Consider the following 22,665-nt stretch of genomic DNA (forward strand, 5'->3'; position numbering starts at 1 on the left):
CCCTCCACGCGTACAACGGGTGCCCCTCCACGCGTACAAGCGGTCCTCAAGGACCCGCCAGGACACTGACGGCACAGCGCGAACCGCGGCGCCACGACGGCGCCGCCCACTGACCGCACTGGACGGTGACACATGGACCATCTGGAAGAACTCAAGGAATTCGCCCGGCTGCACGCCCGAGGCCAGGGCATGACGCCCCGGCACGCCACCGAGGTCCTGGCCCGGATCGGCAACGACACGGCGGGCGACGCCCACTCCTGGGCCGCCGTATGGACGGCGGAAGGCAAGACGTCGGCGGCCCGCGGTGACCTCCTGGACGCCTGCAGGCACTACGCGCTCGCCCGCTTCCCCTACCACGGCGACGAGGACCGGATCCTCGCGCAGAAACTGTGCGTCGAGACCTTCGACCAGTGGCGACACACTCAACAGGGCATCGAGCGCCTTGAGTTCGATGGCCCCGGGGGGACCGTCGCCTGCTGGGCATCGGGGCTCGACAAGCCGCGGCCGCTGCTGATCGTCATGGGCGGCATCGTCAGTGTCAAGGAACAGTGGGCGCCGCTCCTTCCCGTCCTGCGCAAGCTCGGCTTCTCCGCCGTCGTCGCCGAGCTGCCGGGCGTCGGCGAGAACACCTTCACGTACGGGCCTGACTCCTGGCGCATGCTGACCTTCCTGATGGACAGCCTCGCGGACCGCGCGCAGGTCACCGACACGTCGCTGCTCGCCCTGAGCTTCAGCGGCCACCTCGCTCTGCGGGCCGCGGCCCAGGACCCGCGCGTCAGCCGCGTCCTCACGGTGGGCGCCCCGGTCTGCGACTTCTTCACCGACGACACCTGGTGGCCACGTGTCCCCGGCATCACCGTCGACACGCTGCGCCGCCTGACCGGCGCCGCCGACGACGTACAACTGCGCGCGCTGCTGGCCGAGTTCGCCCTGACGGACGACGTCCTGCGCGACGTGCGTGTCCCCGTCCGGTACGTCGCGAGCAGCCGGGACGAGATCATCCCGGCCCGGGAGCGGTCGCTGCTGCGGCGCACCCTCGACGACGTGCGTTTCAAGGTCTTCGACGACGTGCACGGCTCGCCGCACCATCTGGGCGCGATGCGGCGCTGGCTGTTCTCCTCGCTGCTCTGGCTGCGCGTCACGCGCCGGCGCGGGCCCCTGCCCGTGTCCGCGCCCCCATCCCGAACCCGGCTCGACGAGAGGCAGTCATGAGTGCGTCGACAGAATCCGCGGCCGCGGCCGCCAACGTCCGGCCCTGGCAGACTCTGGCCTCGCTCGGCGTGACCGAGGGCGACCTGACCACCGTTCACCACCGTCCCCGCGTGTCCCTCCGGTTCCCGGGCGAGCGTTCCGACGAACGCCGCAGGCACCCGCGCAAGGAGGCCTGACCGCCATGGCCTCGCACAACGGCGGCAACGCCGAACAGCGCGGCGGCCGGGGCGGCATCCGCCTGCGCCACCGCACCGTGCACGGATACCGGCGGGCGTTCCGGATGGCGGGCAAGGGCCGGGCGATCCTGCTGATCCACGGCATCGGGGACTCCTCGGAGACCTGGCGCGACGTCATGCCGGGCCTCGCGAGGAACTACCGGGTCATCGCCCCCGACCTGCTCGGCCACGGCGCTTCCGACAAGCCACGCGCCGACTACTCGCTGCCCGCGTACGCCAACGGCATGCGGGACCTGCTCGGCGTGCTCGGCGTCGAACGGGTCACCCTCGTCGGGCACTCGCTCGGCGGCGCGGTGGCCATGCAGTTCGCCTACCAGTTCCCCGAGCGCTGCGACCGCCTCGTCCTGGTCGGCACCGGAGGCATCAGCCGCCAGGTGACCCCGCTGCTGCGTGCCGCGACCCTGCCCGGCGCGGAACTGCTCCTCATGGCCCTCCGGCTGCCTTCCATGCGCCGTCAACTGGGCGTTGCGGTCAAGGCGTTGCAGCTCCTCGACATCGGACTCGGTGTGGACGCCCCGGACCTGCTGCGGGTGGTCGACGCCCTGCCCGACGCGACCGCGCGCAGCGCCTTCATCAGGACCCTGCGGGCCGTCGTCGACTGGCGCGGCCAGGTGGGCACGATGCTCGACCGCTGTTATCTGGCCCAGGGCATGCCCACGATGCTGGTGTGGGGCGGCAGGGACCAGGTCCTGCCGGCCATGCACGCCGGGCTCGGCCATGTGGCGATGCCCGGCAGCCGTCTGGAGATCTTCGAGGACGCCGGCCACTTCCCCTTCCGCACGGATCCCCGGCGCTTCGAAGCGGTGCTGCGCGACTTCATCGCCACCACGGAACCCGCCCGCTACAGCGCGGAACAGTGGCGCCGCGTGCTCCGCAGCCGCCAGCCGGCCGCCCGCACGGGAACCACCGCCGCACAGACACCCCCCGCGGCCATCCCGAAGGCACCCAAGCCCTCGGAACTCGACTACCCGAGGCCAGCCTGAAGCAGCGCGGCAGTGGGGCGCCGGCACCCTCCCCGGCACCCCTCCCCGGCGCACCCTCACGCCGCCCGGCGCACCCTCACGCCACCCGCCGGTCGACGTGCCCAGGGCTGAACAGCCAGACGCCCGGGCGGACTTCGAGCGGCATCCCGGCCGGCACGGGTTCGGGCCCGGCAGCCGTCGACGCGCGCACCGCCGCCGCCGTGCGCCGCGCGTACGCACGCCAGCGCTGGTCGCCCACGAAGCGCGCCGCGCTCTCGCAGGCCTCCAGCCGGGCGAGGGCCTCTTCCGTGCGGCCCTCACGCAGGCACACCAGGGCAAGGCCCCGCAACGCGTCCGCGGAGCCGCGGGCATCCGCGTGGGTGTGGCTGACCGACAGCGCTCGCGCGTAGCCGCGTTCGGCCCGCGCCACCCGGCCGAGGCCCAGCAGTACGTCGGACTCGCCCGACAGGCAACGGCCGGCGGCGACGCGCCACCCATGCCGCGTGAACAGATGCCAGGCGAACCGGTACCGGTCCACCGCGAGTGACGTCTCGTGCCGCTGCCACGCCAGGTCACCGAGCGACCGCGTGATCACGGCCTCGGCCGGCCCGTCGGCCGCCTGCCGCGCCGCGTCCAGGGCCAGCTCATGGCTGGACTGCCAGTCGTCCCACAGGGCGTTCGCCTCGTAATAGCCGGCGGCCGCCGAAGCGAGCGCGCAGCACACCTGCCACAGTCCCGCCCCATGGGCCTGGCGCACCGCCTCCAGCAGCCCGGCGGCCTCCTCCTGGAACCACTGCAACGGAGCCGTGCCCACCAGCGCCTGGGGAGAGATCCCGGCCGGCGTCCCCGCCTCGGACTCCAGCTGGTCACGGCCCGGCGTCAGCAGCCCGTCCGCGTACCGGGCCACGGCCAGGACGGCGCGGCAGAGCCGCTCCGTCGCCCGGGGCGCCTGGAGCGGCACCTCATCGGCGAGTACCTCCAACGCCAGCGCCCGAAGCAGCGAATGGAAGCCGTAACGCACGGGAGTGTGCCGCCCGGGACGCTGCCTCGCCTCCAGCAGATGGGCGCGGACCAGCTCGTCGACATGCCGCTCCGCGCCCGGAAGATCCATGGAGAGCAGCGCCGCCGCACTCCACAGCGGGAAGTCGGGCAGCGGGCCGAGACCGAGCATCCGGAAGGCGTGCCGCTCCTCGTCGCCCACGTCCCGGTAGACCGCCAGCAGACTGCTGCGCACGTCGAGATCGCCGAGCGCGAGCGCGGCGAGCCGCGTCCGCTCGTCACCCAGGCGCCTGCCCAGACCCGCGGCCGTCCAGTGCGGGCGCGCGGCCAGGCCGGCGGCGGCGACCCGCAGGGCCAGCGGCAGATTTCCGCAGAGCCGGGCGATCTCGGCCGCGGCGTCCGGGTCCTCCCGCATCCGCGGACCACCGCACGAGAACAGCAGCCGCTCGGCCTCCTCCGCGCTCAGCACATCGACCACCAGATGCTGTGCGCCTTCCAGCGCCCCGAGCGTGCGGCGGCTCGTCAGCAGCACGGTGCAGTCCGCGGCGCCCGAGAGCACCGGCCGCACCTGCGCCTCCGAGACGGCGTCGTCCAGGACGAGCAGCATCCTGCGCCCCTCGGTCCTCCGGTGCAGCAGGTCCGTGAGCTCGCTCTCCGTCGTCGGCAGCCGGTCGCCCGCCTCGTCGGTGCCAGGAGTGCGCAGCCTCCGCAGCAGGGCGACCAGGGCCTTGCCCGGCTCGACGGCCCGCCCGCCGGCGTCCCGCAGATTGATCAGGACCCGTCCGTCGGGGAACAGATCGGCACTGTCGTGCGCGAGCTGCACGGCGAGAGCCGTCTTGCCGGATCCGGCCCGCCCCGACAGGGAGAGCACACGCGACACGGAGGGCATGTCCCCGGCCAACACCCGTGCTCCGACCGCGAGATGACGCTCACGGCCGGTGAAGTCCGCCACGGTGGGCGGCAGCCAGACCGGCGGCCCCGGCTGCGCGACGACACCCGAGGAGCCGGGAGTGGCGGAGGAACCGCCGGAGCCGGATGCTCCGGTGCGGCCTTCGCCGTCCGTCTCCGACTCGCGCCAGGACAGTGAGGGGTCGGACGCCAGAATCCGCTCGAGCAGCTGCCTCAGCACGGGCCCCGGTTCGACGCCCAGCTCGTCGACGAGCGCACGCCGGGCCCGGTGGAACGCCTGCAGCGCGTCCGACTGCCGGCCCGACCGGTACAGCGCCACCATGAGATGTCCGTGCAGGGTCTCCCGCAGCGGATGGTCGTTCACCAACGCCAGGAGCTCACCCGCGAGTTCATGGTGCAGTCCGAGCCGGAGGTCCGCCGAGATCCGCTGTTCGAGCACCTCGGTGCGCAGCTCGTTGAGGCGTATGGCGGAGGTCTCCAGGGTCGGCCCGTGCGGAACGCCGGCCAGGGCGGGCCCGGTCCACAGGCCGAGCGCGCTGCCGAGCAGCCGCGAGGCCTCACCGAACTCCCGCCGCGTGTACGCGGCCCGCCCCTGCATCCGCAGCGACTCGAAGACCGTGAGATCGAGATCGTCGGCGGGCACCTGCAGCAGGTAGCCGGGCGGCCGGGTCAGCAGAGGCTGCTCGGCAGCACCGCCTTGCACCCCTTCGAGGAGCGCCTTGCGCAGCTGCGAGACGTACACCTGCAGCGTGGTGTTGGCCGTCCGCGGCGGCTCCATGCTCCACAGCTCGTCGATCAGCGTATGCGTCGACACCACGGTGTTGGCGTGCATCAGCAGGGTGGCGAGCACGGCCCGCGGCTTGGTCGCGGACGGCGTCCCGTGCGCCATGCGCACCGGGCCGAGCACTCGGAATCGCATGACCGGCCTAGCAGTCCTGGAGCACGGTCGCGGACACCTGCGCCACGACCCGCTCACCCTGGAAGAAGGAGAGCCGCAGCGCGGCCACCGGCCGCCCCGCCGCGTCCCGCCCCGGCGCGGCACCCGGCATCGCCTCCCCCCGCACCGTGCAGTGCAGCGGAAGACCCGGCTCGGCGAAGCCACGGAACGACGCCTGCCATGACGTCAGCAGCGCGTGCGACGGTGCGAAGCCGTGCAACTCGGCGGCCGCGAGCAGGGCGGCCTGGCGCGACGCCTCCAGGAACAGCATGGCGGGCACCTCGTCCGCGTCACGGGCGAGTACCGCCCCGGCCGCGTCCGTGTCGATCGGGAAGGCGAGCCCGTCGCCCGTCTCGACGGGAAGCCCGACCAGTACGTTGCGGGTCTCCCGGAGCCCTACCCGCTCGGGGGCGGGCATTCCCGCGGGCGGCAGCCCCCCGTGCCCGGCCGCCAGGGACTCCTCGCTCTGTTGCCGCCCGAGATCCCGGTGCCCGTGGTACACACCGGGCGTCAGGAAGATCAGCCGTGCCTGCGCCCTCCCGCACCGCTCGCCCCCGATCGAGGCGGTGGCCTCGCACTCCAGGCCGCGCGGCACGCCGTTGACCACGTCCGTCGGTGTGAGGCCGAGTTCCAGGGTGATGCGGGCCCGCCGCGCGGTCCGCCGCCAGGGCTCCACGGAGGTGATCTCCGTGCTGCCCAGGGCGAACACCGGGCGCCGGCTGCGCGGGACGCGGAAGTACTGGCGTGCGGCGAACATCGCGGTCTGCCGGAGCCCTTCCACCGGGACCAGGAGATCGTGGAAGGGCGCCGTCGAGACGTCGGACCGCGGACCGGCTCCGGGGAGTTCGGTGGAGAAGGCGAAGTGCTGTCGCACCGGTGCGGTCGAGTCCAGGAGGAAGCCTTCGGGGCTGTCCGACCTGTGCACGACGTGGTGCGGTCCGAGAAGGAAGGTGGACGGCGCGTGAACGGTCTCCATGGGGTTCCCCTGAGGTGTCCGGTCGGCTCTTCTGGTGAGTACGCGATGGGGGGTGGCGGACGCGTGTGCGACCACTGTGCCCCACCTCACTGAAGGACCGGGGGAGCGCCTCTGAAGCCCTCAAACCCCTGAAGGGGCCCCCTCTTTCAGCTGGCCTCCTTCACCGGTTCCGCCTGGACGACGGGGTGGTCGGCGCCCAGCGGCCCGGCACCGCTCGCGCCGCCCGACGCCGAGAGCGAGAGGAAGACTTCCCGGTCGGCGGTGGCGTACTCGGACCACGCGGCCGGTACGGCGTCCTCGTAGAAGATGGCTTCGACGGGGCAGACGGGCTCGCAGGCACCGCAGTCGACGCATTCGTCGGGCTGGATGTACATCTTGCGGGGGCCTTCGTAGATGCAGTCGACGGGGCATTCGTCGACGCAGGCCTGGTCCTTGAGATCGACGCAGGGCTGGGCGATGACGTAGGTCATGAGGGTCGCTCCACGGTCCAGGTGTCGTTGCCGGTGAGGAGGTTGATGAGGTCGCCCTTGCCGTTCTGCTCGATGGCGGTGTCGAGCTGGTCGGACATGAGGGTGTCGTAGACCGGTCGTTCGATGTTGCGGAGGACGCCGATGGGGGTGTGGTGCAGGGTGTCGGGGTCGGCGAGCCGGGACAGGGCGAAGGCGAGCGTCGGGGAGGTCGAGTGCGCGTCGTGGATCAGGATCTGGGGCTCGGTCTCAGGGGTGACGGGGACGACCTTGAGATCGCCGGTGGCCGGGTCGCGTACGACGCCCTTGGAGCCGAGGCCGCCCTCCATGGGGGCCCCGAAGCGGATGGGCTGCCCGTGTTCCAGGCGGATCACCGCCTCCTCGGCCTGCTGCTTGTCTTTGAGGACCTCGAAGGCGCCGTCGTTGAAGATGTTGCAGTTTTGGTAGATCTCCACCAGCGCGGTGCCGGGGTGCTCGGCGGCCTCCCGCAGCACTGAGGTGAGGTGTTTGCGGTCGGAGTCCACGGTCCGTGCGACGAACGACGCCTCCGCTCCGATCGCCAGCGACACCGGGTTGAAGGGTGCGTCCAGCGAACCCATCGGCGTCGATTTGGTGATCTTGCCGACTTCGGAGGTGGGGGAGTACTGGCCTTTGGTCAGTCCGTAGATCCGGTTGTTGAAGAGCAGGATCTTGAGGTTGACGTTGCGGCGCAGGGCGTGGATGAGGTGGTTGCCGCCGATGGACAGGGCGTCGCCGTCGCCGGTGACGACCCATACGCTCAGGTCCCGCCTGGAGGAGGCGAGTCCGGTGGCGATGGCGGGGGCGCGGCCGTGGATGGAGTGCATCCCGTAGGTGTTCATGTAGTACGGGAAGCGGCTGGAGCAGCCGATGCCGGAGACGAAGACGATGTTCTCCTTGGCCAGGCCGAGTTCGGGCATGAAGCCCTGCACGGCGGCCAGGACCGCGTAGTCACCGCAGCCGGGGCACCAACGCACCTCCTGATCGGACTTGAAGTCCTTGGCGGCGAGCGGGACGTCGCTCTTGGGGACGAGGGTGAGTGCCTCAGCGGGCATGGAGGGCCTCCTTGAGGGCGGTGGCGAGCTGCTCGGCCTTGAACGGCATCCCGTTGACCTGTGTGTGGGACCGGGCGTCGACCAGGTACCTGGCGCGGATCAGCAGGGCCAGCTGCCCGAGGTTCATCTCGGGGATCACGATGTCGTCGTACGACCGCAGCACCTCGCCGAGGTTGCGCGGGAACGGGTTGAGGTGGCGCAGATGGGCCTGGGCGATGTGCTGACCCTCGCGGCGCAGGCGCCGTACCGCCGCGGTGATGGGCCCGTAGGTCGAACCCCAGCCGAGGACGAGCAACTTGGCGTCTCCGGTGGCGTCGTCGACCTCCAGGTCCGGGACCTGGATTCCGTCGATCTTGGCCTGGCGGGTGCGGACCATGAAGTCGTGGTTGGCGGGGTCGTAGGAGATGTTGCCGGTGCCGTCCTGCTTCTCGATGCCGCCGATACGGTGCTCGAGACCGGGCGTGCCGGGAATCGCCCACGGACGGGCCAGCGTCTGCGGATCACGCTTGAAGGGCCAGAAGACCTCGGTGCCGTCGTCCAGGACGTGGTTGGGGCCTTGGGGGAACTGCACGAGCATTTCGGGCAGCTCGTCCGCCTGCGGGATGCGCCAGGGCTCGGAGCCGTTGGCCAGATAGCCGTCGGACAGCAGGAAGACCGGCGTGCGGTAGGTGACCGCGATGCGGGCCGCCTCGATCGCGGCGTCGAAGCAGTCGGCCGGGGTCTTCGCCGCCACGACCGGCACCGGCGCCTCGCCGTTGCGTCCGTACATCGCCTGGAGCAGGTCCGCCTGCTCGGTCTTGGTCGGCAGACCGGTGGAGGGGCCGCCGCGCTGGATGTCCACGATCAGCAGCGGCAGTTCAAGGGAGACCGCGAGTCCGATCGTCTCCGACTTCAGCGCCACACCGGGCCCTGAGTTGGAGGTGACGGCCAGCGAACCGCCGAACGCGGCCCCCAGGGCGGCACCGATCGCGGCGATCTCGTCCTCGGCCTGGAAGGTGCGAACGCCGAAGTTCTTGTGCCGGGAGAGCTCGTGCAGGATGTCGGATGCCGGAGTGATCGGATACGCGCCCAGGAACAGGGGCAGCCCGGTCTGCCGGCCCGCCGCGATCAGGCCGTACGACAGGGCCAGGTTCCCCGAGATGTTGCGATACGTGCCCGCCGGGAAGGCCTTGGTCGCCGGAGCGACCTCGTAGGAGACCGCGAAGTCCTCGGTCGTCTCCCCGAAGTTCCAACCCGCACGGAACGCGACGATGTTGGCCTCGGCGATGTCCGGCTTCTTCGCGAACTTCGCCCGCAGGAACTTCTCCGTCCCCTCGGTCGGCCGGTGATACATCCACGACAGCAGACCCAGCGCGAACATGTTCTTGCACCGGCCCGCGTCCTTGCGCGACAGACCGTGGTCCTTGAGCGCCTCGACCGTCAGCGTCGTCAACGGCACCGGATGCACGCGATAGGCAGCCAACGACGCGTCACCCAGGGGGGATTCGGCGTACCCCACCTTCTGCAGCGCTCGTGGCGTGAACTCGTCCGTGTTGACGATGATCTCGGCCCCGCGCGGCACATCCGGAAGGTTCGCTCTCAGAGCCGCCGGGTTCATCGCGACGAGGACGTTCGGTGCGTCGCCCGGGGTCAGGATGTCGTGGTCGGCGAAGTGCAGCTGGAAGGAGGACACCCCCGGCAGGGTGCCTGCGGGGGCGCGGATCTCGGCGGGGAAGTTCGGCAACGTGGACAGGTCATTGCCGAAGGACGCCGTCTCCGACGTGAACCGGTCACCGGTGAGCTGCATGCCGTCGCCCGAGTCACCCGCGAAGCGGATGACGACGCGGTCCAGGCGGCGAACTTCCTTGCCGTTCTCGCCGCCGTTCTGCTTGCCGTTCTGTGAGTGGCTCCCCTTCTCGCCGTGACTGTCTTTGCCTTCCGCCATGTGAACGGCCACCGGCCGCCCCCTTCCCGTCTACGCAGCTGGCTGGCTGTCGCAGCACGCTATGAGGCACGGCTTGCGACCGGCCAAAGTCGTGCGATGGGGCGGCCGATGCGCCGACGGCGCGTATGAATTCCTCATGTCGGAGGCATGATCCGGTGGCTTTCGGTCGTCTCGGCGGCTGCCGGATACTCGCTCGTCACGACACGGGAAGGGTGCACGTCATGCCGCACGTCATCGGTAGGCAGACGCTCCACCTGTGGTCGCTCTGCGAGGACGTCATCATCGAGGCCCACGACGGTACGGAACTGGTCCTGACCGGCCGTTTCGGCACCGAGCGGCTCCCGGATCCCGATCCGGTCGTCCGCGAGGCACTGCGCCGCATGGAGCTGGGGCCGGTGCTGCCCGGCAACGTCGAGGCGGCGACCGGGGACGACAGCGAGGGCAGTGTCTGTCTCATCCTGTGGCCGACGCTGAGCCGGCTGTCCCATCTGGTGGTGCGCACGCTGGGTCTGGACGACCTCCGGGGGCCGCTGCTCTCGGTTTCGCCGGTGTCCCGCGGCGCGAAGTTCATGCCCCGCGAGCTCTCCGCGCGGCGGCACTTGAGACTTTCCAGGGATGTCACGCTGACGCTGGAGGCGGCGGGCGTCGCCCTGGAGTCACCCGCCTCACTGCACCGAGTCGTGCTGCACCGGCCGGAAGCGGTCTGGGTGGTGGGCATGCTGGCCTGGCCGATCACCCCGCACGCCGCGTCGCAGGCCCTTCCGCTTCATCCGGAAGTGACAGACGGAATCCTCCGCTATCTGGCGGCCGCGGGCATGGCGGCACCGGTGAAATCATGACGGTGGGCCGAGCCCGAAACCTGCTGTGGATTACAGCAGCCAGCCCGAATTCCGTGCGATACGGATCGCGTCGACGCGGTTGCGGGCGTTGAGTTTGGTGACGACGGTCGTCAGATAGTTGCGGACCGTACCAGTTGTGAGGTGCAGCAACGAGGCGATCTCGGGGGCCTCGGAGCCTTCGGCGGCCAGCGCGAGCACCTCCGTCTCCCGCTCCGTCAGCGGGCTCTCGGAGCCGCCCCAGGCGGCCAGTGCCAGCTGTGGGTCCACGGCGCGCTGGCCCGCGGCCACACGGCGTACGGCCTCGGCCAGTTCCTTGGGCGGGGCGTCCTTGAGGAGATAGCCCGAGACCTGCGCCGCCAGTGCCCTGCGCAAGGTGCCTGGACGGCCGAGGCTGGTCAGAATGAGTGTCCGGCAGGACGGCAGGCGCTCACGCAGCTGTACCGCCGCGCTCAGACCGTCGAGTCCGGGCAGGTCGATGTCGATGATCGCGACATCCGGCCGGTGCTTGAGTGCCATGTCGACGATCTCGTCTCCACGCTCTGTCTCGAAGACGACTTCGAGGTCGGCTTCCAGATTGAGCAGCGCGACCAAAGCGCCACGGACCATGTGCATATCCTCGGCCAACAGTATCCGTATCACTGAGCCCCCGTCAGCAGCGTTACCTGTGGCGGGATCTTATCAATCACAGGGCTGTTTTCGGCTATAAGGAGCGCGTGATGATTAAGCCGCGGGATCCTGGATCTCGGTGATCTCCTCGGCCAACGAGGCTGCTGCGGCGGAGGGATGGGAGGGCACCTCGACGCGCAAGCGGAACGTCCGGTCCGCCCCTCCGGCGGCCTCCACTTCTCCGCCGATGGCGTGGACCCGCACCTTCAGGTTGCCCAGGCCGCTCCCGCTGTGCGGGGACGGATCGCGGTAGCCGGGCTCGATGCCGTCGTTGATCACCAAGAGGCTTACCCGAGACGCCCGTTGGACCGCCTGTATGGTGCAGTGCCTGGCCCGGCTGTGGCGCAGCAAATTGGTCACCGCCTCGCGCAGCACCGTGGCGAGCACCGTGTTGGCCTGAGGACTGATTTCGGTGAGGGAGAACGTGACGTCCACGCCGATATCAGCCGAGTTGAGAACCGACTGAGCGGAACTGATCTCCTGTTCCAGGGACATGTTCTGAAATCCGCTCGCCACGCGTCGTACGTCGGCAAGGGATTCCCGGGAGACGGAGAGCACTTCCTGGATCTCATTCATCGCGCGCTGCGGATGAGCGGGGATCAGGCGGTGTATCAGTTCACTTTTCAACGTGATTGCGGAAAGGCTGAAACCCAGGAGGTCGTGCAAGTCCCTGGCGAAACGCAGGCGTTCCTTGGTGACGGCGAGACGGGCGAGCTCGCCACGTGCCGCGTGCACCTCGCTGACGAGTTCGTTCAGCCGTGAAAGCCCGTACGTGACAAGGCCGGTGAGGAGGGTCGACTGGCACACGTAGATGACGTCGAGCACCGGAAGGTGGTCGAGGAGGGGCGGCAGGAGCATGCTGAGGCCGACGAGGCCGTACAGCGTCCAGCCGGCGCGCGGGCGGAGCAACAGCAGCACGGAGCCGGCGAGGAAACCCGCCATGGAGCCCCACCCGGTGTGGAACAACGTGACCGGCACATACGTCAGGAGGGCCTGCAGGCTCAGGGTGAGGCTCTTGACCCTCAAGGGGGCCCGGTTGGCGCCCGCCGCCGAGTGCCTGAGCTGCAGGCCGAGTATCGCCCCGAGGGACCCGAGAGCCACCAGCGTCTGCGTGGTCGAGATGGCGGCGCTCAGGAGGTTGAGCATGGTGATGAGGGTGTAACTGAGAAGCGTCGCGAGGAGGATGGTCCGTGCGAGCCGTGGAGCGAGGAGATCGCGGCTGCGCCGTGGCACGGGCTCCTTGCCGCGACCTCCTTTTGCGTCGTTTGCGATGTCGGAACGTTCTCGACTGTCCATCGTCGGTACGGCCTTTTCTCGCAACGGTGTGCTCTGTGTCTGGGGATGATAAGTGAAGGCCGTGACGACAGTACGGAGGAACGGTCTTTTGCAGAGCGGCTCGCGAACACCGCACCCTTGCGCCTGAGGGCTCCCGCCCAGAGGGAGTCAGACGAAGAGTGGGATGGGATTGAGCCCTTCGTACGAGGTAGGAGCGGCGAGTCGCCCCTGCGCGACCGGTACGTCGAACAGCCGTCCTGGCGCGAAGCGCGCCCAGAAGTGCCGCATGCCCGGCACGACGACCTTCACTACTGGAACATCGAGATCCGGCCGAGTCTGATCGAGTACGAGGAGTTCCATGCCGTGCTGCTCGACGAGCCCGGTGATCGCCGTGACGTCGTCGAGGAGATCCGCGCGGGGTACGTAGGGCCAGTGCCCCGGGGCGCGGGGCGGCAGCGCCGGATCGGGCAGGAGGTAGGGCTGGTTGCCGACCGTGGCGTGCTGCCACCAGGCCAGCGGCTCCGGATCGGTGAGCCCGTACCCGGTCCCGTCGGCGCGCGCTTCGCACACGGCGGGCACCAGCTGTCCCATCTCGGTCAGAGCCCTGCGCAGCGCCACCCGCGGGTCGAAGTGCGCCCCGAACCCGAAGATCACGTCCTCGGCGGGTTTGTCGGTGCGCCGGGACAGCGCGACCATCACCGGAATGCCCATGTCCGAGGTGAGATCGAGGACCCACAGATCGCGGTTGAGCCGCGTGCACACCGAGCGCATGCGTTCGACGCAGGGCTCGTCGAACGCCTCGATGTCGACCGCGGGCCGGCGGATGCGGTTGTACCACCACAGGGCCACGGCATCCCGCTCCACGATCTCCAAGAAGCCCTGAACCAGGGCGTCTTCGGGGCTGCTGCCCGCCGCGTTGCCGTTGGAGTCGGCGTACAACCCGTCCGCCGCCGGCTCGCCCCGGGAGAAGTAGAGCATCGAGGTGGGCAGGAACCGGCGCGTGCCCGAGGTCAGTGACCACACCGGCGTCCATTGAGTGGGCCGGTTCTCGTCGAACGGCTCGGGCACGTGCTGGAACCCCGAGAGGCGGGCGTTCCAGCGATCCCGGTCGCGGAACTGCCGCTCGTCGTAGAGCTGACAGGCATGGGGGTGCACGGCCTCGGCGCCGAGAGCCCGGAAGGTGTCCCACACCACCGGCTCGTCGCCGTGCCGGGTGCCGCTGTACCGTTCGACGGCTTCGCACAGGGCGCTGACCCGGCCCTCCGCCTGCGTCAGCCCCTTGCCGCCGCTGAGCGCGCGGAGCCCCGCCCGCAGTCCGGCGAGTGTGTGCGGACCCATGGCCAGATTGGAGCCGGAGAGATAGGAGTTGATGCCCTCCGGGGAGCGCGGCGCGCGGCGGATGTCCTTGATGATTCCGGTCACGGGGTCGACGAGATGGCTGTGCCGGGCGAGCATCTGCTCGGGGGTGAGAGCGCGGTGCCCGCCGGCGGTCGGCGCGGCCTTGGGACGCGACACCGGGGCGAAGGGCCGACCGATCCGCTCGGCCACGAGACCAGGATCTCCGCACACGTCGCACTGCGGGATCCGGGCCACCCGGTGGGGGCGCGCCCGCAGATGAAGAGTGTCCAGGGTGTGCAGGTCGCCCTGGGAGTCATAGCGGATGCCGGCGATCCACTTGGCGACTTCCAGTACCGCGATGTTGACGGCGATGGCGCGGCCCGCGCCCAGCGACGCGGTGGGCCGCGTCAGCGGCCCTTCGATCCCCAGCGCGCGCCGCACCGGCCACTCCGAGTGGCGGTGCCCCGCGAGCCGGGAGGCCAGGCAGGACCAGCAGGGACCGTCGTCCGGCCGGAAGACCGGACCGACCCACGGCTCGACCCCGCAGACCTTGGCGATCAGCCAGGGCTTGCCCTGCGCCCGGTGAACGGCGTCCACCTCGCGCAACTGCGGCGACAGGTAGTCGTCGCAGAGCACGAGCGAGAGGTCGGCGTCGCCACCCTCTGGCATGACGGTCACGCCGGAGTCATGACACGCCGCTGCCACCGCTTCAAGATCGACTTCGGTTCCGGTGAGCGCTTCGATACGTACGGTGGTGCGTCGGAGTGTGGAGACCGTGAGCCCGCCGTCCAGGCCCGCGAGATCCCAATAGGCCTCGGCGGCACGGTCGACAGGGGGGAGCGGTCCGCCCGTGAGAGTGGGCGGACCGGCTTCCGGGTGGAAGCGCAGCAGGCCGGCCGTCTTGAGTTCACGCAGCGAACTCAGTACGTCGCCGGGGTCGAGCTCCGGAGCGGCTTCGCGCAGTACACCGCCCAGATCGCGGGTGCCGTCGAGCAGGGGCACCAGCCGTTCGGCGAATTCGCCACGCAGCGCGGTCACACCGCGCCGCGACACCAGGTACGCGGCCTCCCCGGGCACGACCACGGGGTGCAGATGGAGTTTGAACCCCACCCGCGCTGTCTCGTCCCCCGCTGCCGGCCAGACCTGCTGTCCCCCCATCGAGGTCATGCCGTGAGCTGCCCAGCGGGTACAGCGGGGCGGTCGACGCCCGGAGAAACGACGACGCAGAACGTGTACAGCGCGACCTCGTCGTCGGGCCGACCGTCCAGGTTCTCGATCACGAAACGCTCCCGCGAGATACGGCCGGGCTGTACAGGGGGCGTGTTGGTGGAGCCGAAACGGTTCAGCATGACAAGGGCCATGATGTTGATTCCCCTTCTGTTCCATTTCTGATGGTCGGTGCCGCTGGTCATACTTGTGTGCGACCGAGGTCCTCAGACAGTGGTCCAGTCACAGGTGCGGGGTGAAGTTTTCATGTGGAGCCTGTGACCGACCGTGCAGAACTCCTTCACCGAGCCGCCGAGTTGACCCGTGAGGCCGTGACCGGGGCGGGGGCGTGGGGGAGGCGGGGTCCTGCCGGACGGTGGCGACCAGGTCCTGCACGGGTGACGGTCCCGTCTCCTGCACGGGCGACGGCGGCGTCTCCTGTGCGGCAACGGTCCCGCCTCCTGCACGAGCAACGGTCCCGTCTCCTGAACTAGCACGGTCCCGTCCCGTCAAGGATCTTCCGGCAACCCGTGTTCCTCCGCAGCCCCCGTCGTTGGTACGTACGGGGGAGTGGCTTCCTGTGTTCATCTCCCCTGCCAACTCAGCGGCGCACTGGCCCAGTTCGTGTGGGAAGCGCCCATTCCCAGCGGGAGGACCAACAGTCGTGGCCGTGACCGAGCCGGCGCCCGCGGCGGTTTCCGCGGGGCACTCCGCAGCACACGAGGGGATCCTGCGACGCCAGTCGGCGCGCGAGTCGGCGGCGCGCACCTATGCGCGCGCCCTGCCGATCGTGCCGGTCCGGGCGCGCGGGCTGACGATCGAGGGCGCCGACGGACGCCGCTATCTCGACTGCCTCTCGGGTGCGGGAACCCTGGCCCTCGGGCACAACCACCCGGTCGTGCTCGAGGCGATCAGGAAGGTCCTCGACTCGGGGGCGCCGCTGCACGTCCTGGACCTGGCCACGCCGGTCAAGGACGCCTTCACCACCGAGCTGTTCCACACCCTGCCCCGTGAACTCGCCGACCGCGCGCGGATCCAGTTCTGCGGCCCCGCCGGCACGGACGCGGTGGAGGCCGCGCTCAAACTCGTGCGGACGGCGACCGGGCGCGAGGGCATGCTCGCGTTCACCGGTGCCTACCACGGGATGACGGCAGGGGCGCTCGAAGCGTCCGGCGGCGCGCGGGACGTACGGGTCACGCGCCTGCCCTACCCGCAGGACTACCGCTGTCCGTTCGGCATCGGCGGTGCGGACGGCGCCGAACTCGCGGCCCGCTGGACCGAGAGCCTCCTCGACGACCCCAAGTCGGGCGTGCCCCGACCGGCCGGGATGATCCTCGAACCGGTGCAGGGCGAGGGCGGCGTGATTCCCGCCCCGGACGACTGGCTGCGCCGGATGCGCGAGATCACCGCCGCACGCTCGATCCCGCTCATCGCGGACGAGGTCCAGACCGGCGTCGGGCGCACCGGCACCTTCTGGGCCGTCGAGCACAGCGGCGTGGTCCCGGACGTGATGGTCCTGTCCAAGGCCATCGGCGGCAGCCTGCCACTGGCCGTCGTGATCTACCGCGACGACCTCGACGTCTGGCAGCCCGGCGCCCACGCGGGCACCTTCCGCGGCAACCAACTGGCCATGGCGGCCGGCGCGGCCACCCTCGCGTACGTCCGCGAGAACGGCCTCGCCGAACGCGCGGGAGTCCTGGGCACCCGCATGCTCAACCAGCTGAGGTCCCTCGCCGCCGAGTACCCCTGCATCGGCGATGTCCGCGGCAGAGGCCTGATGCTCGGCGTCGAACTCGTGGACCCGACCGCCACCCACCCGACCGACACGGCCCTAGCCACCAACTGCCCACCTGCCGCAGACCCGGCGGCCGACCCCTCGGCCATGATGGACGCGGCTGCCGCACGCTCGGCTGGGGGGCTCTCGGCCAACGCGGACGCGGCTGCCGCAGGTCTCGCCGCCGGGCTCTCGGCCAGTGTGCGCTCGGCGGCTGCGGACCCGGCTGTTGCGGGCTCGGCTGATGGGCTCTCGCCCGGCGCGGACGTGTCTACCGCTCGTCCAGCTGATGGGCTCTCGGCCGACGTGGACCCGGCTACCGCTGGCCTCGCCGCCGGGCTCTCGGCCAGTGTGCGCTCGGCGGCTGCGGACCCGGCTGTTGCGGGCTCGGCTGATGGGCTCTCGGGCGGCACGGACGCGGCTGCTGCACGCCCCGCCGCCGGGTGCTCGGCCGGCGCGCAGTCGGCCGCCACGGGCGCGGCTGTTCCACGCCCGGCGGTCGCGGGCCGAGCTGGGCCGGCCGCCCGGGCGGCGCGCGAGCCCGTGCCCGCCGGAGCCCTGGCCCGCTCCCCGCGGCCGTTCCCCCCGGCGCCCGAACTCGCCGCCGCGGTACAGCGCGAATGCCTGCGCCGCGGCCTCATCGTCGAGCTGGGTGGACGGCACTCCAGCGTCGTACGCCTCCTTCCTCCTCTCACCATCACGGACGAGCAGGCGGCCGCGATCCTCGACCGCCTCTCCGACGCGATCTCCGCAGCGGCGCGTCCGTACCACGGATAGCCACGCCGGACCGGGCCGTCCCGCGGACGGCCAGAGACATCAGTACAGCTCCAGCCCGTCGCCCCGGAGCCCGAACGACTTCACAAGGAAGCCCTCTTGAACGCCACCCCCGCATCCGACGGCCCACCCCACCCCCACGCTCCAGGCGTGTGCGGCCAGCAGTCCTCACTGGTGGCGGAGCCCGGTACGGTCCCCCGGCAGAAGGGAGGCCGGCAGACCGAGCAGCTGCGAGGTGCGACCGCCGATCTCCTGGAACACCCCGACCCGCACACCGCCGCACAGGTGGCCGCCATCGAGAACCTCCTGCGCTGCTGGGTACGCGAGAACGACTTTCCCGCCCCCGAACAGGGCGCCCTGCGCATCCCGCTGGCGGCCAGCGGCACCGCCCTCCTCGTCCCCGTGTACTACTGGTCGGCCACCGGCTGGCACCGTTTCGGCCTCCCGTACCTGGAAGACGGCCCCCAGAGCGCACCCCCGGCCGACGCCGTCACCGTCGCCGCGCTCTTGGGCCGCGAGACCGCCCAACGGCCCGGAACGGTCGCCCCGGACGGCCAGCCCGCCACCACGGACGGCCAGCCCGCCACCCCGGACGGCCAGGCCGTTGCCCCGGGCGAGCAGGACGCTGGCCCCGGCACCGAGCTCGGCACCGACTTCGACCCCGGCACGGACCCGGGCACGGGCCCCGGCACCGACCCCGGCCGTGACGGCGAGCGGGTCGAGGGAGGGGACCTCGTCGGCCGCGTCGCCGATTCGGTGCGCCGCACCGCCACCTTCATCGCCGACCGCCGGAACAACCCCGGCGACGAGCCCGACCTCTTCCTCGCCGCCGAACAATCGCTGCTCCTCGGCCACCCCCTTCACCCCACACCGAAGAGCCGCGAGGGTCTCTCCGAAACTGAATCCCGCCTCTACTCACCGGAGTTGCGGGGCGCCTTCGCCCTGCACTGGATCGCCGTCGCCCCCTCCGTGCTCGCCGCGGACTCGGCCTGGACCGAGCGTGGCCGCACCCTCCCGGCGGAGCAGCTTACCGCCCGCCTCGCCGGTCCGGACCTGCCACTGCCACCAGGCCACGCCGCCCTGCCCCTGCACCCGTGGCAGATGCGCGAGCTCCGGCATCGCCCCGCGACCGCCGCTCTCCTGGAAGCCGGCCTCCTCCAGGACCTCGGCCCCCACGGCGCACCGTGGTACCCGACCTCCTCCGTGCGCACCCTCTACCGCTCAGGCGCACCGGCCATGCTGAAGCTCTCGCTCGGCCTGCGCATCACCAACTCCCGTCGTGAGAACCTCCGTAAAGAACTCCACCGCGGCGTCGAGGTCCACCGCTTGCTGCGCAGCGGCCTCGCCGAGCAGTGGCAGGCGGCCCACCCCCGCTTCGACGTGATCCGCGACCCGGCGTGGCTCGCCGTGACCGGCCCCGACGGCGCGCCCGTCCCCGGACTCGACGTCATGATCCGGCACAACCCCTTCGGCCCCGGCGACGACGCCACCTGCATCGCGGGACTCGTCTCGCCCAGGCCGTCACCGCACTCCACAGGGCACGGCCGCCCCCCGATGCGCTCCCGGCTCGGCGAGATCGTCACCGGTCTCGCCGGACGGACGGGCCGTCCCCGGGGAGCCGTCGCCACGGAGTGGTTCCTCCGCTACCTGGAGAACGTCGTACGCCCCGTGCTCTGGCTGGACAGCGAGGCCGGCGTCGCCCTGGAGGCCCACCAGCAGAACACCCTCCTGCTGCTCGACTCCGAGGGCTGGCCCGTGGGCGGCCGCTACCGCGACAACCAGGGCTACTACTTCCGCGAGTCCCGACGCCCCGAGCTCGACCGAAGGCTTCCCGGCATCGGCGAGCACAGTGACACCTTCGTGTCCGACGAGGTGGCGGACGAGCGCTTCGCCTACTACCTCGGCATCAACAACGTCCTCGGTCTCATCGGAGCCCTGGGCGCCCAAAGTCTGGCCGACGAGCAGCTGTTGCTCGCGGCGTTCCGCCGCTTCCTCGGCGACATCGCCTCCGGCCCGGCTTCGCTGCGTACGCCGCTCCCGGCCCTGCTTCTCGACTCACCCGTCCTGCGATGCAAGGCCAATCTGCTGACCCGACTCCGCGGGCTCGACGAACTCGTGGGCCCGGTCGACACCCAGTCCGTCTACGTCTCCATCGCCAACCCCCTTCATTCCTGAGGAACATGAACCACCCTTCCTGAGAGGAGCGACGCCGTGCCTCCGCCTCCCCCCGATGCGAGCACCGACGCCGGCACCGAGTCCGTCACCGAACCCGCCACCGAGTCCTCCGCCGCCGACCGGGCAGACGTCCAGGACACCCTGGACCTGCGCCTCCCGGACGAACTCGTCGCGCTGTTCGGCGCCAATGGCTCAGCCCCGGCGAAGGGTGCGTACGCAGGCCGCATCGAGCCCGACGCAGGCACGGCCGACCCAGCCCCGGCACCGACGCTCGCCCGGTCAGCCGACGACCTGCTCGACAACGTCGCCGACTGGGGCCCCGCGACCACCTCAGCCGGAGTCTTCCAACTCGTCCCCGTGCGCATCGAACGCGATCTCTCCCTCATCAGCCGGTGGATGAACGACCCCGCGGTGGCGGCGTTCTGGGAACTGGCAGGCCCTGATGCCGTCACGGAGTCACATCTGCGCGACCAGATCGACGGAGACGGACGCAGCGTGCCCTGCCTCGGTGTCCTGGACGGCACGCCGATGAGCTACTGGGAGGTCTACCGCGCGGACCTCGACGCCCTGGCCCGTCACTATCCGGCCCGCCCGCACGACACCGGTGTTCACCTCCTCATCGGCGGTGTCGCCGACCGCGGCCGAGGGCTCGGCACCTCCCTGCTGAAAGCCGTCGCCGACCTCGTGCTCGACCGTCGTGCCTCATGCGCACGCGTCATCGCAGAACCCGACCTGCGCAACACCCCCTCCGTCTCCGCGTTCCTGAGCGCCGGTTTCCGCTTCGCCGCCGAGGTGGATCTCCCCGACAAGCGCGCGGCGCTCATGGTCCGTGACCGGGCCCTGCGCGCACTGCTCTGACCCGCTCACTCTTAGTACACCGCTCGACCTGATCCGGTTCCCTCCCTGAGGAGTCCCCGTGCCGAATCCGTCCGTCCCCCCGATGTCCCGGGAGCCGTCCGCTCCCCGCGACCCGAGCGTTCTCTACGACCCGCCCGAGCTGACCCCTGACAGGTGGGCGAGAGGAGGTCGCCGCCTCCTCGCCAAAATGGTCGGCGAGTTCGCCTACGAGGAAATCATCGAGCCCGTCCCCGCCGGACCGGACGGCACAGACAGTTACAGCCTCCGCCTCGACGTCGACGTCGACGGCGACAGCCACGGCCACAGCGACAGCCACAGCGACCGTGACGGCCATGGCGGTGTTGGTGAGAGCCATGGCACGCCGGCCCCCGCGCCGGCCCCCGTGTCAGTCCCCCCGCCGGCCCCTCGCCTCCTCTTCCGAGCCCGCCGTGGCTCGTACGGCAGTTGGCACGTCGACCCGGCCAGCCTTGCCCTGGCCGAGGGCGAGGGCCCGCCCCTCCCCTTCAGCGACCCCCTCCGCTTCCTCACCCGAGCCCGCCGCACCCTGGGAATCGACGGCGCCACGCTCGGCCACCTCGTCCGCGAGCTGACCATCACGCTCTCCGCCGACGCCCGGCTCGACCGGACCGCCCTCACCGCGGCGCAGCTCGCCGACCTCGGCTACGCCGAACTCGAAGGGCATCAGACCGGTCACCCCTGGCTCGTCCTCAACAAGGGGCGCATCGGCTTCTCCGCCAGTGACGCCGCCCGCTGGGCGCCCGAAGCCCGTCTCACCGCGGAGCTCCCCTGGATCGCGGTCCACACCGACCTCGCCGCCTACCGAGGCGTCGTCGGCCTGGACGCGGCAGAGAAGCTCTACACACGCGAACTGACCGCCGCCACAAGGGAGTCGTTCGCAGACATACTCAGGGCACGCGGCCTCGACCCGCACGCCTACCTCTATTTGCCGGTGCATCCGTGGCAGTGGGACGACATCATCCTGCCCCTGTTCGCCCCCTCCGTCGCCGCCGGCGCCATCGTGCCCCTCCCCACGGACGGCGACCTGCGCCTGCCCCAGCAGTCCATTCGTACGTTCCTGAATCTGTCCCGCCCCGACCGGCACACCGTCAAGCTGCCCCTGTCGGTCCTCAACACCCTGGTGTGGCGCGGCCTCCCGACCGAGCGCACTCTGGCCGCCCCCGCCGTCACCGCGTGGATGCACGCCCTGCGCGACGCCGACCCCTTCCTGCGCGACGAATGCCGCGTGATCCTGCTCGGTGAGGTCGCGTCGGTGACCGTCGAGCACCCGCTGTACGACGGCCTTCCCGAGGTGCCTTACCAGTACAAAGAATTACTGGGCGCGATCTGGCGCGAACCGATCACCCGCTATCTCGCTCCTGACGAGCGAGCCCGCACACTCGCCTCCTTGTTGCACACCGACCCGGACGGCAGGGCCTTCGTCGCCGAGCTGGTCGAGCGCTCGGGCCTTTCCCCCGAGGCCTGGCTGCGGCGGCTCTTCAACGCCCTGCTGCCGCCGCTCCTGCAGTTCCTGTACCGGTACGGCACGGTGTTCTCCCCGCACGGGGAGAACGCCATCGTCGTCTTCGACGACAAGGACGTGCCCGTCCGGCTGGCGGTGAAGGACTTCGTCGACGACATCAACGTCAGCGCCGAGGCCCTTCCGGAGCACGCGTCGATGCCGGGCGACGTCCGCGACGTACTGCTCACCGAACGCCCGGACTTCCTCACGCAGTTCATCCATTCAGGGCTCTTCGTGGGCGTCTTCCGCTACCTCGCCCCGCTCTGCCAGGAGCAGCTCGGCATCCCGGAGACCACCTTCTGGTCCCTCGTCCGCGCCGAGATCCTGCGCCATCAGGCACGCGCCCCGCAGCTCAAGGAGCGGTACGAGATGTTCGACCTGCTCACCCCGCGCATCGAGCGGCTGTGCCTCAACCGCAACCGGCTCCACCTCGACGGGTACCGGGACCGCCCCGAGCGTCCGCACGCCGCCGTGCACGGCAGCGTCCCGAACCCTCTGCACCAGCCTTGATCGAGGGATTGTCAGTGGAGACCCGTAGGGTGGTCG

General features: G+C 70.8%; 17 protein-coding genes. 8 read left to right on the top strand and 9 right to left on the bottom strand.

Annotated elements, in window-relative coordinates; genetic code table 11:
• The first annotated feature begins 132 nt into the window (after positions 1-132).
• The 3 genes from ABXJ52_RS27840 to ABXJ52_RS27850 are packed head-to-tail and all read left to right on the top strand — an operon-like array spanning position 133 to position 2,431.
• Positions 133-1,212, top strand: coding sequence for an alpha/beta hydrolase (locus tag ABXJ52_RS27840; RefSeq protein ID WP_367045450.1), 1,080 nt, complete (start codon positions 133-135; stop codon positions 1,210-1,212).
• Positions 1,209-1,388 carry a hypothetical protein gene (locus ABXJ52_RS27845; protein WP_367045451.1) on the top strand — a complete coding sequence of 60 codons (180 nt, stop codon included), beginning with the start codon at positions 1,209-1,211 and terminating at the stop codon, positions 1,386-1,388. Before ABXJ52_RS27840 ends, ABXJ52_RS27845 begins: the two co-directional genes overlap by 4 nt.
• Positions 1,389-1,393: 5 nt before the next feature.
• Positions 1,394-2,431, top strand: a complete 1,038-nt coding sequence (locus ABXJ52_RS27850; RefSeq protein WP_367045453.1) for an alpha/beta hydrolase — start codon at positions 1,394-1,396, stop codon at positions 2,429-2,431.
• Positions 2,432-2,507: 76 nt separating this feature from the next.
• On the opposite strand, the gene ABXJ52_RS27855 is transcribed toward ABXJ52_RS27850, so the two are convergent.
• The 5 genes from ABXJ52_RS27855 to ABXJ52_RS27875 all read right to left on the bottom strand — a co-directional run bounded on the left by ABXJ52_RS27855 (position 2,508) and on the right by ABXJ52_RS27875 (position 9,695).
• Positions 2,508-5,237, bottom strand: coding sequence for a BTAD domain-containing putative transcriptional regulator (locus ABXJ52_RS27855; RefSeq protein WP_367045455.1), 2,730 nt, complete (start codon positions 5,235-5,237; stop codon positions 2,508-2,510).
• A 7-nt stretch (positions 5,238-5,244) separates the two neighbouring features.
• Positions 5,245-6,231, bottom strand: coding sequence for an AfsA-related hotdog domain-containing protein (locus ABXJ52_RS27860; protein ID WP_367045457.1), 987 nt, complete (start codon positions 6,229-6,231; stop codon positions 5,245-5,247).
• Positions 6,232-6,377: 146 nt separating this feature from the next.
• Positions 6,378-6,701, bottom strand: coding sequence for a ferredoxin (fdxA, locus tag ABXJ52_RS27865; RefSeq protein ID WP_367045459.1), 324 nt, complete (start codon positions 6,699-6,701; stop codon positions 6,378-6,380).
• Positions 6,698-7,771 (bottom strand): 2-oxoacid:ferredoxin oxidoreductase subunit beta, encoded by a 1,074-nt coding sequence (locus ABXJ52_RS27870; protein WP_367045461.1) that lies wholly within the window; start codon positions 7,769-7,771, stop codon positions 6,698-6,700. Before ABXJ52_RS27870 ends, fdxA begins: the two co-directional genes overlap by 4 nt.
• Positions 7,761-9,695, bottom strand: coding sequence for a 2-oxoacid:acceptor oxidoreductase subunit alpha (locus ABXJ52_RS27875; RefSeq protein ID WP_367045462.1), 1,935 nt, complete (start codon positions 9,693-9,695; stop codon positions 7,761-7,763). Before ABXJ52_RS27875 ends, ABXJ52_RS27870 begins: the two co-directional genes overlap by 11 nt.
• A 221-nt stretch (positions 9,696-9,916) precedes the next feature.
• On the opposite strand from ABXJ52_RS27875, the gene ABXJ52_RS27880 reads away from it, so the two are divergent.
• A complete protein-coding gene (locus ABXJ52_RS27880; RefSeq protein ID WP_367045464.1) occupies positions 9,917-10,534 on the top strand; it encodes an NADH oxidase in 618 nt (205 codons plus the stop codon).
• Positions 10,535-10,564: 30 nt separating this feature from the next.
• Here ABXJ52_RS27880 and ABXJ52_RS27885 read toward each other — a convergent pair whose 3' ends face one another.
• The 4 genes from ABXJ52_RS27885 to ABXJ52_RS27900 all read right to left on the bottom strand — a co-directional run bounded on the left by ABXJ52_RS27885 (position 10,565) and on the right by ABXJ52_RS27900 (position 15,225).
• The gene (locus ABXJ52_RS27885) at positions 10,565-11,173 is read right to left on the bottom strand and encodes a response regulator transcription factor (RefSeq protein ID WP_367045466.1); all 609 of its coding nucleotides are present in this window, start codon (positions 11,171-11,173) and stop codon (positions 10,565-10,567) included.
• Positions 11,174-11,254: 81 nt separating this feature from the next.
• Positions 11,255-12,433: a histidine kinase gene (locus ABXJ52_RS27890; RefSeq protein WP_367045468.1), complete on the bottom strand. Its 1,179-nt coding sequence runs from the start codon at positions 12,431-12,433 to the stop codon at positions 11,255-11,257.
• A gap of 210 nt (positions 12,434-12,643) precedes the next feature.
• Positions 12,644-14,980 (bottom strand): TOMM precursor leader peptide-binding protein, encoded by a 2,337-nt coding sequence (locus ABXJ52_RS27895; RefSeq protein WP_367045470.1) that lies wholly within the window; start codon positions 14,978-14,980, stop codon positions 12,644-12,646.
• Positions 14,977-15,225: a hypothetical protein gene (locus tag ABXJ52_RS27900; protein ID WP_367045472.1), complete on the bottom strand. Its 249-nt coding sequence runs from the start codon at positions 15,223-15,225 to the stop codon at positions 14,977-14,979. Before ABXJ52_RS27900 ends, ABXJ52_RS27895 begins: the two co-directional genes overlap by 4 nt.
• 458 nt (positions 15,226-15,683) lie before the next feature.
• Here ABXJ52_RS27900 and ABXJ52_RS27905 point away from each other — a divergent pair, with 458 nt between their 5' ends.
• The 4 genes from ABXJ52_RS27905 to ABXJ52_RS27920 all read left to right on the top strand — a co-directional run bounded on the left by ABXJ52_RS27905 (position 15,684) and on the right by ABXJ52_RS27920 (position 22,629).
• On the top strand, positions 15,684-17,570 hold the full coding sequence (locus ABXJ52_RS27905; RefSeq protein ID WP_367045474.1) for a diaminobutyrate--2-oxoglutarate transaminase family protein: 1,887 nt from the start codon (positions 15,684-15,686) through the stop codon (positions 17,568-17,570).
• Between the two features lie 147 nt (positions 17,571-17,717).
• A complete protein-coding gene (locus ABXJ52_RS27910; RefSeq protein WP_367045476.1) occupies positions 17,718-19,742 on the top strand; it encodes an IucA/IucC family protein in 2,025 nt (674 codons plus the stop codon).
• A gap of 36 nt (positions 19,743-19,778) precedes the next feature.
• The gene (locus tag ABXJ52_RS27915) at positions 19,779-20,600 is read left to right on the top strand and encodes a GNAT family N-acetyltransferase (protein WP_367045479.1); all 822 of its coding nucleotides are present in this window, start codon (positions 19,779-19,781) and stop codon (positions 20,598-20,600) included.
• Between the two features lie 82 nt (positions 20,601-20,682).
• Positions 20,683-22,629 carry an IucA/IucC family siderophore biosynthesis protein gene (locus tag ABXJ52_RS27920; protein ID WP_367049320.1) on the top strand — a complete coding sequence of 649 codons (1,947 nt, stop codon included), beginning with the start codon at positions 20,683-20,685 and terminating at the stop codon, positions 22,627-22,629.
• Positions 22,630-22,665 lie beyond the last annotated feature (36 nt).

It is taken from the genome of Streptomyces sp. Je 1-332, assembly GCF_040730185.1.
Classification (GTDB): domain Bacteria; phylum Actinomycetota; class Actinomycetes; order Streptomycetales; family Streptomycetaceae; genus Streptomyces.